Source organism: Mesorhizobium sp. SP-1A, assembly GCF_032460275.1.
In the GTDB taxonomy this organism is placed as follows: Bacteria; Pseudomonadota; Alphaproteobacteria; order Rhizobiales; family Rhizobiaceae; genus Mesorhizobium.
The window spans coordinates 935,508-952,335 of the sequence record NZ_JAVXZD010000002.1; the positions used below are offsets into that span (position 1 = coordinate 935,508).

At 50.6% G+C, this 16,828-nt stretch carries 12 protein-coding genes and 4 tRNA genes; 6 read left to right on the plus strand and 10 right to left on the minus strand.

The annotated features are described in order from the left end of the window. Nucleotides 1–251: 251 nt before the first annotated feature. From QU595_RS13510 to QU595_RS13530, 5 genes are all read right to left on the minus strand, one after another. A tRNA-Arg gene (locus tag QU595_RS13510) sits at nt 252–327 on the minus strand. A gap of 8 nt (nt 328–335) precedes the next feature. After that, nucleotides 336–411 (minus strand) — tRNA-Arg (locus QU595_RS13515). A 54-nt stretch (nt 412–465) separates the two neighbouring features. After that, a tRNA-Arg gene (locus QU595_RS13520) sits at nt 466–543 on the minus strand. 55 nt (nt 544–598) lie between these two features. Beyond that, nucleotides 599–674: transfer RNA gene (locus tag QU595_RS13525), tRNA-Phe, on the minus strand. Nucleotides 675–1,118: 444 nt separating this feature from the next. Next, nucleotides 1,119–1,733 (minus strand): hypothetical protein, encoded by a 615-nt coding sequence (locus QU595_RS13530; RefSeq protein WP_315922785.1) that lies wholly within the window; start codon nt 1,731–1,733, stop codon nt 1,119–1,121. A 615-nt stretch (nt 1,734–2,348) separates the two neighbouring features. Between QU595_RS13530 and QU595_RS13535 the strand changes: the two genes are divergently transcribed. Both QU595_RS13535 and QU595_RS13540 read left to right on the plus strand, forming a co-directional pair. Further along, nucleotides 2,349–2,567: a TraR/DksA C4-type zinc finger protein gene (locus QU595_RS13535; protein WP_315922787.1), complete on the plus strand. Its 219-nt coding sequence runs from the start codon at nt 2,349–2,351 to the stop codon at nt 2,565–2,567. Next, nucleotides 2,568–3,344, plus strand: coding sequence for a hypothetical protein (locus QU595_RS13540; RefSeq protein ID WP_315922789.1), 777 nt, complete (start codon nt 2,568–2,570; stop codon nt 3,342–3,344). A gap of 26 nt (nt 3,345–3,370) precedes the next feature. Here QU595_RS13540 and QU595_RS13545 read toward each other — a convergent pair whose 3' ends face one another. From QU595_RS13545 to QU595_RS13560, 4 genes are all read right to left on the minus strand, one after another. Continuing rightward, nucleotides 3,371–5,137, minus strand: coding sequence for a PcfJ domain-containing protein (locus QU595_RS13545; protein WP_315922791.1), 1,767 nt, complete (start codon nt 5,135–5,137; stop codon nt 3,371–3,373). Beyond that, nucleotides 5,134–9,780, minus strand: a complete 4,647-nt coding sequence (locus QU595_RS13550) for a strawberry notch C-terminal domain-containing protein (RefSeq protein ID WP_315922793.1) — start codon at nt 9,778–9,780, stop codon at nt 5,134–5,136. The genes QU595_RS13545 and QU595_RS13550 overlap by 4 nt, the downstream gene beginning before the upstream one ends. Before the next feature lie 78 nt (nt 9,781–9,858). Beyond that, nucleotides 9,859–10,662: a hypothetical protein gene (locus QU595_RS13555; protein WP_315922795.1), complete on the minus strand. Its 804-nt coding sequence runs from the start codon at nt 10,660–10,662 to the stop codon at nt 9,859–9,861. Next, entirely contained in the window at nt 10,652–11,389 is a 738-nt protein-coding gene (locus QU595_RS13560) for a hypothetical protein (protein WP_315922797.1), read from the minus strand. Before QU595_RS13560 ends, QU595_RS13555 begins: the two co-directional genes overlap by 11 nt. 33 nt (nt 11,390–11,422) lie before the next feature. Here QU595_RS13560 and QU595_RS13565 point away from each other — a divergent pair, with 33 nt between their 5' ends. The 4 genes from QU595_RS13565 (at nt 11,423) to QU595_RS13580 (ending at nt 15,937) form a co-directional block, all read left to right on the plus strand. Beyond that, nucleotides 11,423–12,616 (plus strand): hypothetical protein, encoded by a 1,194-nt coding sequence (locus tag QU595_RS13565; protein WP_315922799.1) that lies wholly within the window; start codon nt 11,423–11,425, stop codon nt 12,614–12,616. Continuing rightward, nucleotides 12,601–12,900, plus strand: coding sequence for a hypothetical protein (locus tag QU595_RS13570; protein ID WP_315922801.1), 300 nt, complete (start codon nt 12,601–12,603; stop codon nt 12,898–12,900). Before QU595_RS13565 ends, QU595_RS13570 begins: the two co-directional genes overlap by 16 nt. Before the next feature lie 71 nt (nt 12,901–12,971). Then, entirely contained in the window at nt 12,972–15,242 is a 2,271-nt protein-coding gene (locus QU595_RS13575) for an ATP-dependent Clp protease ATP-binding subunit (protein WP_315922803.1), read from the plus strand. Between the two features lie 11 nt (nt 15,243–15,253). Next, a complete protein-coding gene (locus tag QU595_RS13580; protein WP_315922805.1) occupies nt 15,254–15,937 on the plus strand; it encodes a hypothetical protein in 684 nt (227 codons plus the stop codon). Nucleotides 15,938–15,962: 25 nt separating this feature from the next. On the opposite strand, the gene QU595_RS13585 is transcribed toward QU595_RS13580, so the two are convergent. Then, the gene (locus tag QU595_RS13585) at nt 15,963–16,805 is read right to left on the minus strand and encodes a hypothetical protein (protein WP_315922807.1); all 843 of its coding nucleotides are present in this window, start codon (nt 16,803–16,805) and stop codon (nt 15,963–15,965) included. Nucleotides 16,806–16,828 lie beyond the last annotated feature (23 nt).

Sequence of the window (16,828 nt, forward strand, 5' to 3'; positions counted from 1 at the left end):
GAACATTGTTGACGCGAGCCTACGGCAATCACCGTGGCACCTTGAGAGTCTAAACAGAATACAACGAGGCGTAGCTCTCAGGGCTGCGCCTTTGTCATTTCAGGGTTCCCGTGAGCGAATAACTGCCCTTGACCAAACAGCTCGAAAAAAAGGGCCACCCTGTTGCACTCCTTGCGGACGTGTGGTGACCCGTAGCTCATTAAATATGCTTCTTGTTGTCGCGAACCCAAAAATCAAGACGGAACTGAAAATGGCGCGACCGGGGAGGATCGAACTCCCGACCTCCTCGTTCGGAGCGAGGTGCTCTATCCACTGAGCTACGGCCGCATTTAAGGTGGAGCGCACGGCAGGATTCGAACCTGCATAAATCGGCTTCGTAGACCGATGCCACATCCCTTGGACCACGTGCGCGAATTTGCATCTATTGCTATTATGACGTCGGTCCAGATCGTCATAATAAAGAAGTGGCGCGTTTAACAGGATTCGAACCTGTGACCTTCGGTTTCGTAGACCGACGCTCTGATCCAGCTGAGCTACAAACGCAATCTCAATTAAAAGGCTGCTGCACCAGCGCCAAATAATCGAAACTATTAAACTGTGGTGCCATCAGCGAGGATCGAACTCGCGACTTTCGGCTCTTCAGACCGACGCTCTACCAACTGAGCTACAATGGCTTAGAAAGTGCTCTCGCTCTTTCGATGATTTGACTATGCCAGACACAAAAACCTAAGTCAACAACAAAAATTCAGAAAAAGACAAGTTTTTCAAACGCTTAGCCATAAAACAGGTATGCAAAAGGGCTTCTCGGAAAGTACCTTCCCAAGGCTAAAAATCAAACATTTTGCTCCTAAATCGAGCCTTCTTTCGCCGTCGTCGTCGCATCGCTTTCTCCAGTTTCAAAACAATAAAAAAGGCTGGGGCTTCGTACCTTCCGGTAGAAGCCCCAGCCTTTGCTTTGACAGTGATCAGTCTTAGATCATGTCATGCGCAAGCGCGTTGGAAGCCATCCGACCGGATGTCCAATAACGCTAAATCGCCGACGAATGATCAAACCAACTGACATGTTTTTCCCTTTTAGATAGACCAGCTTATATACAAGTCCCGACAACAGTCAAGAATTATGGTCGCAGCCCCCTGCTGTCCTCCAGGGTTTCGTTTAAGCGAGTGATCGTGGAATTAAGATATTGGCCAATGCTCTCAGCAGCTTCCTTCAGCTCCTGCTCCATTACCTTGGGCCTGTTAAGAGCAAGTGCGCGCTGGGTGACAACCACCGGCGGTGTCTGTCCGCTACAGATATATGCAGCTGCCAGATGATCCGACAGGTCTGATCCTCCAGCAGTCAATGCGAACCCAGATACATTTGCGATGTCGTCGACCTGACCTGAAATCAAGACACAATTCAATCCGGCCGCGTACATGGCATTCGCGGCTGCCTGAGGGTCGATTGTCGGCGTGCACGGCCAGAACACAGTCATCTGGGGATGAAACTGCTGCTTCCACTCATCGTGACTAGCCGTCCCCCTGAAAGATGCGACGGCGAAGCGATAGGCCTCCTCCTCATCCTCTGGAACCACCCAGCCAGTGGCGACAAGGTGGTCGGGAGAATAGTTAGCATCAAAGAGATCGTCGTCGGACGGTTCTGGATAGACAATGATTTTATCCAGATCGCCCACATAAGACCAATTGAACCGCGATGGCGATGCCAAAATGAAATCAGTAGATAGCTTGCTCATTCAACTTATATCCGATGAGGTTATGCATCCACCTTGAAGGCAATTGATGCATAAATCATCTTTCAGGGTGGTGAAACATCCATTACTTCAACGATGAGTAGGGCGCGTCGCGCTCGATGCTCTTCGACTCGGCTTGCTTTTGTAGGCCAGTTCTCTTCCACGAATGTCTGGTAGTCGACGCAATTGGAGCAGGATTGGAAGCGCTCTTGCTATCTACGACCACCCCTTGAGGTGCGGCTACGAGACCAAGATGATTTTGCTTCGGAGTTGAAAAACTACAGCCGCCGAGAGCCAAAGCTGACAACAAAACTGCGATAAAAGTTGCACGCATAGATCACCTATAAAAACACACTTCCCAAATTCTGAAGGCAAGGAGCGTCGGCGTCAATTTCAGGGGATACCCCTAATTATCGGAATTCTCACAAGATAATTTACTGAAATTCCTCGGTTAATGCGTTGATAAACAAGAAACGCCGCCTTTTGTCTGCGACAATTTGGGCTTGTTGCGCTTAATTATGGATTTTCCGTTTGACCTTCCTTTAATTACGACCTAATTTCCAGCCCATCCAACAAATGGAACCCAAATGTTTTTGATAGGAATTCGGAGAAGTAAGAATGGATGATGCAGATCGCGCAAGTGACATCGAGTTGGCCCGCGTACAGAAGAGCCTTCTAAGCATTAAAAAGGAATTGAAATTTGAACCTGAAGACATTTACTGCATCGAATGCGGTGACGAAATTCCTGAAGAACGCCGCCATGCAATGCCAAATTGTATCCGTTGCGTAACTTGCCAGGAACTCGACGAGCGTCCGCGTCGCGTCAAGAGGTATTAATTGTCTGATAATTTACTTGCCGACATGCTCTATAAGAGCAGCATGAAAAATTTCGGGTCCGACGAGCACATGCAGATTGCTGGTCTTCTAAAGGACGCGAAGAAAAATGTCATCGACACGCAGTCGGCGATTGAGATCAGACATCTTCTAAACAACGATCCACATGCTATCGAGCGTGGTCTTAATTTCATCCAGCGCCCCAAATTACCTGTTTGGTACGAGTGGGGCCTTGAAACACGATCCGGTCATGGAGGTAATGAGCATGTGAAAACTGGTTGCCTTGTCGCTCCTCATGACTTCGACGAGAACCTCATGCTAGCTGTCACTGGATGGTCCACGGACGGTGTCGATGCTCGACATGCATTTGCTGTGGCATTGTTTGATACCGAAACGATGTCGCAAGTCTCCAAAATTGCGAGATCGCGTAGAAATTCAACGGCAGAAGCGAGTTTGAGCCGGATCATGAACTGCATCGAAGTTACGATGCCGCCTGGCTTCAATGATGAAATCGACATTCTGACAGGGAGCGATCCATTTGCAAAAGAGCGGAGCTATCGAGACGCTACTGCGGAAATCCCGTTCCTGCTGACAATTATGCTACTCGAACAAACCAAAGGCGGTCTGTCGGGTACGCGCGCCGAAAATGTCACTCACCAGGCACTATCACCCTCTCCTAAGAAGGGTCGCATTCGCGAGTGTTTTGATAATGCGAGGAAGCGGAAAAATTACTTCTCGATCCCGAATTGGAAGGGATCTTCTCCAGTTTGGTATAGATGAAAAGCCCGCATTGAGCGGGCTTTCGCTTATCGGAATCGATAGGCCACAGGATCAGGGGAAATCATCCCCGAAATTGGCGCGATCTCTTCGCAATCCATCAGACCATCGAGGTTCATTTCTTGATACTTCTTGTTCACGAACGGGAACCACGGCATGACAGCTAGATTCAGGGTGTCGCGGTCCTTCCAGTCATAGCCACAGAGCCTCTCAATACCATCATCAGGGATCGGAATATCGTCGAGGAAGGCGCTGATCAGCTTTCGGTTGAGCTTTACCTGTCCCGAGAGGATTGCCGACATGTACCAGGCGGTGGCGTCTTTTGCCTTAGGACTTGCGGCTGTATTCCCATGAGCCATGTTCTGCTTAACATGCAGCACGTCGTTTGAAGGATTTAGGGAGTCGAATTCGATTGTCGAATGGCGGCGTTCTATGGCCCCATTTTCATCCAACGAACGAACCGACACGATAAACGATTGGCACGTTTCTGCGACACGGGTGTAACCACCGACGCAGTGTTTCATTGCCGCCCCTTCCTGTTGCAATTCAATCGTACTGCGAAGGGGAACAAGCCACAGGCCGTTGGGAGCCTGAACAGGCTCAGTCAAACCAGGCCAAGTGTTGGCCTCTATCGAACGTCTCAGCTCTTGTCGGTTCTCGGCCTCAATCTGCGCCGTGCCACTCAAGATGCCATTGCGGCCAAGGTGGAAGCGGCGCTGTTGATCGGCGATGTCGGTCAGCGATTTGCCCGCGATGAGCATCTCGAATGCCGCTTCACGGGAGGCAATACCCATCTCTGGAGTGACCATGACCTCGTCACTGTCACCGCCATGGGCGGACAGAGGGAGGACTATAAAATTCTTGAAGTCCTCAAGCATGTCGGCCGTATTCCACATTACGAGACGGAAATCTTCCTCAATATTGGCCTGCTCTACACCCGCCTTCTTGACTACGCGCTGACAAAAGTCTGTCCATTTGCCCTGTGCTGATTTGACCATCGGTCCTACAGAATGATCGCTAGCCGCCAAATCTTCAAATAGACCTCCAGCGACCTGACAAAACGAGCGCCAGTCCTGGCCCGATGTCGGTATCCAATCTGGCGGAACCAGCGACATCAAACGAACCACTGACGAAAGCTTCACACCGTTCGGAATGGTGTCGGCTGTCGAAAGGCGCTTGAGAACTGGCTTCGTAATTGAAGCGTCGACGATTTTTGAGAGCAAATTGATAACGGTATCAGCAATTGGCTTCTTACGGTCCACCGCCATTTTTGCAGTCAAATTTGAGGATAAAAGGTCTGCTAGGATCGGATAGCTCGCCGCAGCCTGACGACGAATAAGGGCACGATCATTATCGCCAGAATAGAATTCGTAAGCTGCTTTAGTTTGCTGATAGCTTTTTGCAATAGCATCGAGGCCTTTGTGATCGAAGTTTTTCACGCGACTTTTTTCGTTAGAAATCAAATCAGCAAGCTCACTTCTTGCCTCTTCACGAAATTCAAACGGCAGGTTCAATTGATCCATAAGATCATCGACACGATCACCGCCAACCATTGCGAACGCCCACGGTGCATGTGCACGACTATCTGTCGGGTTTTCCATAAGGAGACGCATGGCGTCTTCGATGTGGAACTGTTTGAAACTTGTCGCCGAAGAATATGTCAGAGCGCCCTCGTCATTCCCAACGATTATGCAAACAGACAATTTGACATCGTCACGATAGGAAAGGGCATACCCTTCCCCCGTAGGTGAGGAAATAGGGGTTAATTTAACCCCGAGTTTTTCCAAAATACTCATGCGCACATCTCCAGGGCTTTAGCCTGATGTTCGTTTTCATCAACAAAGTCACGGCGGTATTTGCTATCGACATAGAAGGTGTTAATTCCGGCATTATTCAACACTTCCAACGCATCACGCAGATCGTCAACACTGGTAATTGTTACAGATGAATGAGTGTTGCTTGTCAATTCGCCGCTTTCAAAAAGCTCCTTAAATGCTTCAGATGGCCATTTACGGCCTGCACGGCTATTGCGCGGAGCTGGGATGGTAAGGTTCCACGTATCACGCCCAAATGGAGAGATTTTCAGCGCATTCTTTGACGAAGTGGCCGAATTGGTGACCTCAGCACGCTTATCAACAAGCGCGTTGAGAGCCTGTTCAACACCGTCAAGGCGAACCGCCAGTTTTTCGAGATGGGATTCAAAGTTCTTTTTTACCAAAACACCGCGATGGCGATTACCTTCCGAGTCCACGTACGAAATCATCTGACCGAGATTGTACTTGGTCGCCAAACGGACGGCACGGAAAATGTTGGTCGAGAGAATACGAGCAGGCGTCAGTTTCTTTGCTGATGCGCCTTCGAACCTCTCTAGCACCTTGTCATAATCCGAACCCGTCAGACCGTCAGATACATTGAATTTAACGCTGCCGTCCTTTTCGAAAGTAGCGACCTGCATATCCTGCAAAAGCGTGCTCAGACGAACAGAGGTGATGCGTGTCTGACCTGGAATGGCGAGCGAAACTGTGTACTGGCTACGGAGGTGATGATAGCCAGACGGCGGCGCATATACAGCAGTCACGATAGCCTTTACCTTTTCCGCATCGAGGCCATGAGCAAGCTCAACCTCACGACCTGGGATCAACGCACGCAATGCAGCCGCCGTAATTTCCATATCGCTCTTGATCTGCATAAGCTTCGGGTTGTTTTTCTCCAGTGCCTCCTGAACAGTTCTGATGTTCTTTGGCATGTAGATTTCGAGATAGACTTCCGGGCTTTCTGTAATGTTGTCAGCAGCCTTCTCGACTTCACCGTAAACCTCGGTACCAGCCTCAACAGCTTCCATCAGCGCTTCTGAACGAATGGATTCTGCAACTCGTTCGATAACGACATCACGAATGTGCATCGGGCCATCGAAAGCCGTAACTGCGGCAGAGTTCTCATTGCCCTCAAAGAGACGTGCATCACGAATGTGAACCATGCCTTCGAGTTCCTTCGGACGAAGCGGGTTTTCGCCGCGAGCCTCAAGTTCTGCGATATGCAGCTCGTATTCGGCTGTTAGCTCAGACAGAACCTTTTCCTGATAATCAGTTGGCAACAACGCGAGGCGAGACATGAACTCGTTCGCCGAACGGTCATTGTCCTGACGGCTTTCACTTTCGACATCTTCGTCAGTACCAGGAACATTCACAGCGCCTTCTTCGTCGACATATGAGAGACATAGCTTCTTTACGAGATCTGGTCGCATTTCCGCATATTTGGAGACAACCTGATCGCCGACCGAGTTGATCAAGTCTGGGATGTTCTTCGTCAGGAAGATGCTGTCACGATTTGATGTCACGTTTGCCGAGAGACGGCGCAGTTTCTGGTTTCTCATAGCTGCAAGACGCACTTCAACAGGAAGTCCGCTGGAGAGAACTTCAACACGAGATGGGACAACCTCATCGTAACGGCTGACACGACCATAGGCCTGAATCTGCTTCAGGACATATGCAGGCCCTTGCAACTCGATCATCACGCGACGGCGCTGATCCTTGAAACGGCGCGAGGCGTGCAGGTCGATGCCCGTGCTACCAGCTGAGTTGATGACGAGAGCGTCGAGTTCGCCAGCGTTGAAGGAGTTTTTGGTCTTGGTGACGTTGCGCTCCTTGCGCGAGACAACCTTTCCGTCGACCACTTCAAGCACTCGTCCCGTGATCTCCCCACAGGAGAACCCTGCATCACGAATTTTACCCTTAACGACGTCAATCGCCGATGCTGGCAAATCAGGAAGCTGATCGATCATAGCGTTGATGTGGGAAAGCGTAGCCTGCACGGCCTCATTGCCTTCTGCAGCATCAACACGGTTCAGATCCCCTTCGTCATCAGTGTACGACATCTTGGTTAGCTGGCCGAGGATGCGTCTCATGACGTCCTTGAAGTCAGGAGCGTCACCTCCATCAAGCTCTGCATCCTTGAGAATGCCTTGAATGGTGTTTTCGACGAGGACGATAGGCTTTTCGCCATTCTGCAGGGCGGTTACGGCCCGTTCAGCGGCAAATTCAGCAAGAAGCGCGGCCGAGAAGAGCCGTGTCATCGTGTAAAGCGGAGAGCCGAAGCCCATGCGCTTAAGCTGAATACCCTTCAAAAGGTTGCCATCAGTATTGTTTCTAGCGTTGACGACACGGTCCATCTCACCAGACAGGACAGCCATCTCTCCAATGACAGCGGCCAAAGCGTCCATGTGATTGCGATTTCTCTCAACGCGTTCGCTATCGAGATGCTGGCTGATCTCCAGCTTGGACATATCCTTCTCACGACGGATCATGACGCCATCGGTCACCAGCATAGAAGAGACAACTTCCATGAACTGCTCACCGCCTTTGCGCATCATCGCAGCAATTTCAGAGCCGCTCATCCCGTACGGGAACAGCCGTTCAAAGAATGCCATCGCCCGAGCGTCTCCAGCGAATGTGGCTGACGAAAGAACTGGAGGGCCGGATGCCTCGATTGCATGCGCAATGTTTTCGGAAGTGTTCGAGTTACCGCTTGCCGCAACGTGAATTTCATCGCCCACAACAAGCGTCTCGGCATCAATGACTTCTCGGAGCCACGCAGCACGCGCAGAATCTTCTGGCGACTGATTGAACTGGCTGTAGGTAGCAAAGACGACAGGGATGTCGTCCGGCCAGGTCTTGTCAGCGATTGCCTTTTCAAGAATGGAACGATCCCCGAGTTCGAACGCCTTACCAGTGGATTCATCGATCAGCGAAGCGTCCTGGTTCATGACCACTGGCTTGACATCCCCAAGTGCGTTGATGTGTTTGAGATCACGCATCAGGTCGGAGAGGTTCATTGCCTTTTCAGTAAGCACGAGAACCTTGCGTCCCTGCAGAGCCGCACGCTTGACCAGCGCCATAAGGGCACGCCCTTTACCGACGCCAGTATTATCCGCGAACAGGAATGCACGACCGCGCTCTTCCGCGTGGATTGCCAGACCAACACCATCGATCTGTTCCGGAGAAAGCCTCTCGCCCAATTCATCCAGCGGAATGCCGCACTCAATAGAAACACGCTTGTCGACGTCTTCAAAATTCTCGACCAAGCGGCTCAGGGCAGAACGTGTCGCCTCGTCCAGCTCCTTCGGCACCATCGTGATTGGTTCATTCGTTTTGGAAGCCGACTTATACGGCACCTGATGGGAATTCTGAGCCATTGTAGCGGCCGTAAGCTCCGCTCCAGTAGAAAGGCCCGAGCGAACGCTTTCCATCGCGCGGGCGCGCTCCGAGACCGTAACTGATGCCCACGACCAAAACGCAGCTTCGTCATTGATTTCGACGATAGCTGGAACTTCAGCGGGATCACCAATGGACGATGTCACCACCAGCGACTTGCTCGACTGACCGAGATCGACCAATGCCGCTGCTTCAACTGGACCGTTCTTCGCCAACTCTGCCAAAACCAGTGACGCAGCGTTCACATCTGCAACAGGAACGAAGCTGACAGTCATCGACCCCGTCTTTCGCCCCCGCAGGTCGGCGAGCGCCGTTTCCTTGCTGTCTGCAAAAGATAGAACGAAGTCGGCTTCATCCGCTTTTTCAGCAGCGCGAACAGCTTTCGGTTTAAACTGATCGAACAGATCGGAGCGACCACCTGATAAATAAATGGAATGACCAAGAAGATCTCGATCCATGCCGAGGAGGCGGCGTCCAATTACGATCTGATCAAAATTACAGTCTTTGCCGAGATCGTATTTTTCAAAAGCACGAGCGATATCTAGAGAAACCGAGAAGCGTTCGCGAAGGGTTTTGATGCCTTTGCGTCCGACGAAACGAAGGGCTGCTTCTTTTACTGCAGTAACGAATTCATTCTTACGCGAAGGCTCGACACCAATTGTCTTCATGTAGGTGTCGATGCTGATCGTCTGATCAGTGCCATGCGTCTTTACAGCGGTCTCAACAAAGCCTTCGGCACACATGGTGAAAGAGGTTTCGTCAACGGCACGCAGGAACATGCCTGGGCTACTTGCGGCCATGCCCTTCTCTTTGATCTGACGACCTCTGGAGTCGACAAAAACGCGCTCGCCATTTTCTTCAACGATCTTCTGACCCTGTCTATTGTAGCCTAGGAGGACAGCCTTCTTGATATCTGATGCACTGATCAGAGCTGACGAAGCATCAGTCTCCGCAGATGGCTTAGGCGGCTCGATACGGAGGACGTACTCTCCCTGTTCGTGCTCACGGATTTTCAGCTTCGGAAACTCACGCTGAAATTCACGCGGGTTGAGCTGCGTTGCATTAGGCTTGATCCAACTATTTCCTGTTGGTCGTTTTTGAAAGCCAAGGCGGCGAACGGCATCAATATGCTGATCAGGAACTTTGTCCAACAGTAAAACTTGTGCAGTCGGCATAACTGCAAGGTGCAGTTTCATCCCATATTCAGATAAATCAAGCCACTTCGCCATCGATCTTCACTCTAAGTTCAAGAAATACGTCTTTAATCAAGCTATTAAAAATGGTGGCAACTCACAAAATTTACGCCCTTAAAAAAGGGCGACACTGATAATAAGGGCGACAACACCTAAGGTTGCCAGGCCAATTACAATTGGGAATTGTTTGCCGGATCTAGCTGCTTCAAATTTCCTGTCCCTGGAAAATTCAATGGAAGCCTCTTTTTTGCTTTTGTCGTGAACAGTGGCAGGCTTAAAATCGCTGGAGATCAAAATCCGATCATCAAGTAAATGATATGGCACCGTGTTCCAGTCCGTGTCACTCAATTCGACGAATAGGGGAACATTGGAGAAAACACGGTCTAGCACGTAATGCTCAGGCTCATTCATTGGCCGGGTCAACTCGGGGCCAGCGTCGGACCTCTCAATTGCAAAAAAATTCGAGCAGGGTGACACAGTCAAATTGACCTTATCGCCTTCTTGCAATCCAAGACTCTCGGCCAATTTGACACCAATCATCATATCCAGCCCGAAGGTGGTCAGCCGAGCGAGAACACCTCGGTAATAGCGAGGCCCGAAGTCGACATAGCCGATAGCCTGTTCGCCAGCCTTTCTAACAGCCGCGAGCTGGGCAGATTGAGTCATGGCAAAATCGGCAATCTGAGCAACAGCCTCCAGCTCTGCATCCGCGTCTAGGAGTGCCACCTTACTGGTGTACCCACTTGGGCACACGTCATAGTCGGCGACGGCGGTCATCAACTCCTCTTTCGTCATGAAGATGAAACACTGCCCGACGCCTTCACTAATGAGACAGGCTCCATGAAGGCCTTCCACACCTGTGAAGGCCCTCATTTGCTCAGGTCCAACAACCACAGCCACACGATTTTCAATTGTCATTGTCTGAGATCCTTTCTCCTGCCTGAATGACCAGCAAGCTGACAAACTGCGTCAGACGAGACTCCGCGATCCATGAAATTGCGTCGCCCAATGCATCGCTCGCAAGATTGGCAAACCAGACACGGCCGTAAGGCCCGATGGGGAAAACGCCTGGAACCTCGTCAAGCAGCTTCAGGATATCCGAAACGAAATGATCGGTTGCGGACCTATAGAGATGACCTGCCAAACTCGGACGCTCTTTAGCTGTCTGAAGCCGTTTTTCAACCTCACCAGAGATTTCGCACCCCCAAACGTGGCCTGTATCGAGTGCCGACCAGATTTCATCTTTGATGTCCTCCATCTGCTCTGCCAGATTGAACACTGCCAAGCAGGAGAGTGCGGTGTCTTTGCCTTGAGTCACAAGGACTGAGGAGAAGGCAGATAGGTCAACTCCTCCGCATTCCGTGGCTGGAACGGCCAACAATTTCATTCCTGAGACGGCTCTGGCGGCAATCAATTTTTCAGGTGATGTCGCACCACCATCAAACTCTCCAAGTGTTTCAAGCACTGCCTCAATGTCGTCTTCGTCGACTGCACCGGCAATTAATTCCTTTGCAATATCTAAGTGTGAAGAAAAAATAGAAGGTGAAGAAACCCGCTGCATGCCTGATTTTCCAATGACAATAGAATTATTCTGCAGATCAAATGCCTTAAGCGCAATCGTCGCTTGCCATATTTCCCGCTCCAAGGCTTAACTGGTATTAAGGAGTGAATTTTCGCAATGACGTCAGCCAAGGGCTATCGATTGAAACTCAACAACATAATCGAGTTGTCAGCTTGGCTTGACGACTATCGAACCACGTCGTTGCGCCATCTCGGCAAGCTATACGGGACCTTGGTCGCCCATAAAGCAGTTGAATACCTGGATCGCGACAGAATGGGCATCACTGATTTGCCTGACGACGTTTTTGCCGTTGCCTGCTCGGATGTTCGAAAATCTCTTGGTCGCAGCGCGACAGGGATCATCGCACCAGACCTCAATTGCTCCATTAAGTTTCATCTGGTCCATGATGCAGTCCTTGCCACGTTTGCTCATGGGAATGACGAATACCTGAAGGCATGGGAAGCTAACAAAGCAGTTGTCAAATGGGGGTGGGCTGCCGATGCTGAGCCTGGTGGAATCCCTGAACAAGCTTGGAAAGTGCGTGAGAAGTATTGGTCAAAGGCCAACTCACGAAAACTCGGTGGGGACCTTCAATTTCTCTTGGTAGACAAACCATTGCCGGACATCGGATGGGGTGCAATTTGGCGTTATTTGCCGTCAAATGAGCAACGAATTTCTGTTGCGGTCGAAGCGTTCAAAGAATCTGACCCAACAGGGCTTATGAATCGCTATTCGGGCCAGAAGCTCAGAGAAATGGTGCTCCGTTCGATTGAGCAAGAGGTCAACAAGAATAGCTTCCTGAAATCGACGCGAAACAGGATGTCAGGCGCTAAAAAAATTCGACAAGATGTCGCCGCCGCTCGAAAGCCATCAGTGGCCAAAGACATTCAAGAGAAGATTGAGGCAAAAGAGCGAAAGCCTGTACGAGCTTCTGAGATAGACCACGCTGACATCATTGTGGCCTCGGATAATAAAATCTTTGTGGCCGTACCCTATGTTGGTCTCGATCCCGATAGCCGAGTCTTCGTTCAGGTGAGCGATAAGCACGTTGCTTTTTCACAGAACGGCGTTCAGTACGGATTTGTCGATAACGTGAAACGTTCCAGCCTCGACGTATTAAAGACCACCAACCAAGTAATTCTTGTCGAGATCGAAAAAAACTTCGATGAGCGCTTGCTTCGTGCAAAGCACATGGCCATTGTCACAGATATCAGTCTTCAAGACGGGTTTGGCTCGGCCATCAGTCGCTTTAAACAAATCGCCAATACCTCCATGCGAGAAAAGGAATTAAAAGAATGGGAAAAGCATTAAATAACCATATAATCGATGAATCCTTTGCTGGTCTCATGGACCCCAAGGAGGTTCACGAGCTTGGTCGCGAGGACATAACCAGCGGTCGTCCTGGACAAAGCCTATTGCAGATAGTCCAGGAATTTGGTCACGAGGGATTCAAGCAAATCGTTGAAACCCGTGCCAGAGAACGCGCTGCTCTAGCAGCCTCGGACGCGCCGGAAGCAGGCAAGAAACTTGCGGATTTTGGCCTTAATTCCAAGTCGGATGGCCCTGCAAAAGATATGGCAATTAGCGACGAATAATTGTAGAAAAATGTTGACGAATTAACAATGAATAAATACCCTTTTATGCAGACAATAAAAGGGTATTTTTAATGGAAAAAGCAGAGGTCTCTAAAGGTGCTTCCCAGTTCACTCCAGAGCTAAAGAGCGCGTTTGAGCGGGCTAAAGCCGAAGTTGAACACCGTGGCGCGGCTCATATCGATCTTGTATTCGCATTAAATGCGCTGCTCGACGACAAGTCGGTCGTCAAGGCTATGGTCGATAAGGGTATCGATTGCAACATGCTTCGGTTCTATATTGAAAAACACCTGGATAGCCGTAATTACCCTGAAGAAGTCGGTCGAGACGGCATTTCATTGTCGTCTATTCTGTTTAAGGCAATTTCTCAGGCTTTTCTTAGAAAGCCACAGCAGGAGGTCACCAATCTCGATTTGTTGAACGAGATTTGGAACGTTCCTCCAACACCTGCCCGAGAATATTATGCTATTTCTGCAATTGAACTGTGCCTTGCACAGGACGTTGAAACGATCAGAAATTGCTCCCGCGCGAACTTCGTTTTCGAACCGACTGGTTTGCCTGAAAATGCACAATCCGAAACGCGGCACGAAGGCATGCTTATTCCTTCACAAAATGTCGGGGCGAACCCCTCTTCCAACCACACTACCGTGAATAACCGCGTGTTCAAGGACGTGGAATTCTGCACCAATCTCACCAACCAGGCCTTCCTGAAAAAGATTGACCCTGTCTTCGGTAGAGATCAGGAAGTCGACCGTATGACTGAGGTCATCACGCGCCGTAAGAAGAACAACCCGATCCTGCTTGGCGAGCCAGGCGTGGGTAAGACCGCAGTCGTTGAAGCACTGGCCGTCCGGATTGTTGAAGACAAGGTTCCAGGTCAGCTGAAGAACACAGAGATCGTAGCGCTTGATATTGCCCGCTTTATCGCTGGAACGCGTCAGCGTGGTGACTTCGAGCAGAGGATCGCCAACCTCGTGGAGACGCTGGAAGCCAATCCAAACCTTATCCTGTTCGTTGACGAAATTCATGCCCTCGTCGGAGGCACACTTGGTGCATCCGACGCAGCAGAGCTTCTGAAGCCTGCGCTGTCGAGTGGGCGTATCCGTGTGATAGGCGCTACGACCCATGGCGAGTATCTGAAATATTTCGGTCGAAACCCCGCAATGGCTCGCCGTTTTCAGCCGATTGCAATTACAGAGCCGGACGTGGATCAGGCCATCAAAATCATCGACAAGGTAATCCCCACCTACGCCAAGTTCCACAATCTAGCCTACTGCGATGCTTCAGCCCGACTCGCCGTTGAACTCTCGAAGTCATTCATCGTCGACAAGCAGCTACCGGACAAGGCCATCGACGTCATCGACGAAGCTGGAGCTTCTGCGGCCGCAGCTGGACGCAAGACTGTCGAAGAAGCTGATTTTTTCAAAGTCGTCCAGCGCATGTCGGGTATCAAGATCACATCGAACGAAACTTTTGCCTCGACCGTCCTTGACGATTTGAAGAAGCGAATCCTCGGGCAGGACGAAGCCTGCAATAAGATCGCAAAGGCTCTCGCTCGGGCGAATTCCGGTCTTGCTCGTGAAGATCGCGCCAAGGCCTCAATCCTTCTCTATGGTCCAGACGCTTCAGGCAAGCGTCACGCCGCCCGACAGATTGCGAGCATCCTGAATACAAAGATGATCCGCATAGATATGTCGGAGTTCGTGGAATCGCACTCCACGTCGCGTCTGATCGGTGCTCCCCCTGGATACGTCGGCTACGGTGAGGGCGGTCAGTTGTCAGAGGCTGTACGCCGCAATCCGTCGAGCGTGATCTTTTTGGATCGCATGGACCTTGCTCACCCGAATGTCGCCAGCATCATCCTGCAGGCCATCGAGAATGGGGTCATTACCGATTCCATGGGCAACGTGGTTTCATTCACAGGCACCACAGTGGTCATGTCTGTTTCTTATGAAAACCAGCGAAAGACCATCGGATTTGGAAGCTCTCAGATCGAAGAAACCGATGAACGTCCAGAGAGCCTGCCGCCCATGCTCCTCGATGCCGTGGATGTAGCAGTCGAGTTCAAACCGATGCCGGAAGTTGCGCTCGTAACAGTTGCCGAGAAACATGTCACTGAACTGGTCGGACGTCTCAAGAAACGGGATGTGCAGGTAACCATAGCAGGCAACATCAATGAAACCCTGGCTTCCATTGCCAAGGATGATAGCGGCACCGCCAAGGCCGTCGAGCGAGCATTCAAAAAGCTGGTTGAAGACCCCATACTAGACGCATTGCCCCGACGTGGTCAGCATCTAAAGGTGACCGTGGAAAACGAAAAGCCCACGGTGGAACTTATAGCTTAACGGAGATCATGGTGAGGAAGATCATTCTTGCCGTATTCGTCAGTGTAGCCGCTCTCAGCGGATCGGCTGCACTTGCAGAAATCACTGGCGCAAAAAACAGCGTCAGGGCCTCCTGTACCGTTAACGGCAGAATTGTCTATCGAGAAGACCTGCCTGTTACCGCATCTTTTGAGCAGCGCAAGAAAATCATGGATGCGTTTCCGTATGCCATGTGCATTTTTTTGGCAAATAGCGGCCCTCAAAACACTCAATCAACCGTCAGCGACTATGGATTTGATAGGGATGCTGGCTCAGATGATGGCCTGGTAGCTGCTTTGGCTGCCATTTCTGGAGGACAGACTGGCGAACGTTATCCAGACGACATAGCTCGCATGTTCCCAGGCGAGAAGGATGCAATGGACATTCTCGGCAACGGAACAACAGAATCTGAACCACATGGGACGAACCCAGCGAAGCAGAGCGATGGCTTTGTAAATCTGACGCTAGGCATCTATAAAAACATGAAAATGGGCGACATTCTTGCTCATTGGAAGGTCATGCAAAAACATGGCCCCACTCTTAGAAAAATGACGCCCACATTCGATACAGTTGACGACATAACCGTCATGTCGATCATGCAGGTACCCGACGCATTAGCAGACAAAGTTTGCACCGAGGCCTCCGAAAAGGGACAGGGATGCATCGCCTTCTTTTAGCGAGTGACAAACCGACCTAAGGATCTCATTTAAACATATGAGCAGGCGGCCTTGGAGCATTCTTACGCTCTTTCTCCAGCTCCAGTTCACGGGCCATTCTTGGCTTTGGCTGGGGCAACGCGACCGTCAAATCTTGGTTCAGTGCACTTTCTGCGATGGCTACCGAAAGAGCGCCCCACTTGTCGGCCGGAATCAAGACATAACCACGACCCCCCTTCATTTCGACCGCAAAGTTCTCCTGCGCCTTTCTCAACGCTTCAGCCATCCGCCGCAGACGAGGGTTCCAGCCAATCTTTTTAACTGCGTAAGTCAGCTTGTCATTGATAGCATTCACAGATAGCCGTAGCTCATTAACGTATTGATTGCCGTCATAAAAAACGCCGTTCCCAACTTGGACCAGTTTTTTCCTTCGCCCGTTGGACTTCATGCCAGGCCTTGCTGTCATCTGGGAAAGCACGGCTGCTGCAAGAACAGGTTTAGGAAGAACGAGTTCTGGCTCAGGGGAATCTATATCTTTGGATTTTTTAATGTCTTCAACATGCTTTTCTTCAAGCTCTTGCTCGACTTCATGTTCTATCTCCGCCTGGATCTCAAGCTTCATTTCCAATGTAGGACTTTGCTCTCTGATTTCCTCGACATAACCGTCGTCGGCCATCTGCAAGGGAACGGCGAATTCCGGTCGATGCTTCATGTTGAATTCACCTGCCGTGTAACCAGTGTTGGCGTCAAACTCTTCAATCGCCTTGCGAACGCCGTCGAGCGCGAGCGCCAACGATGTTATGTCGAGTTCTGATATGGTTTTGCCATGGCGATGGACTAGCTGCATCGCGCGGACAGCATCCACCACTTTAAGAGCTTGATCGCGCATTTGACCTCCAAATATTGCGCCGA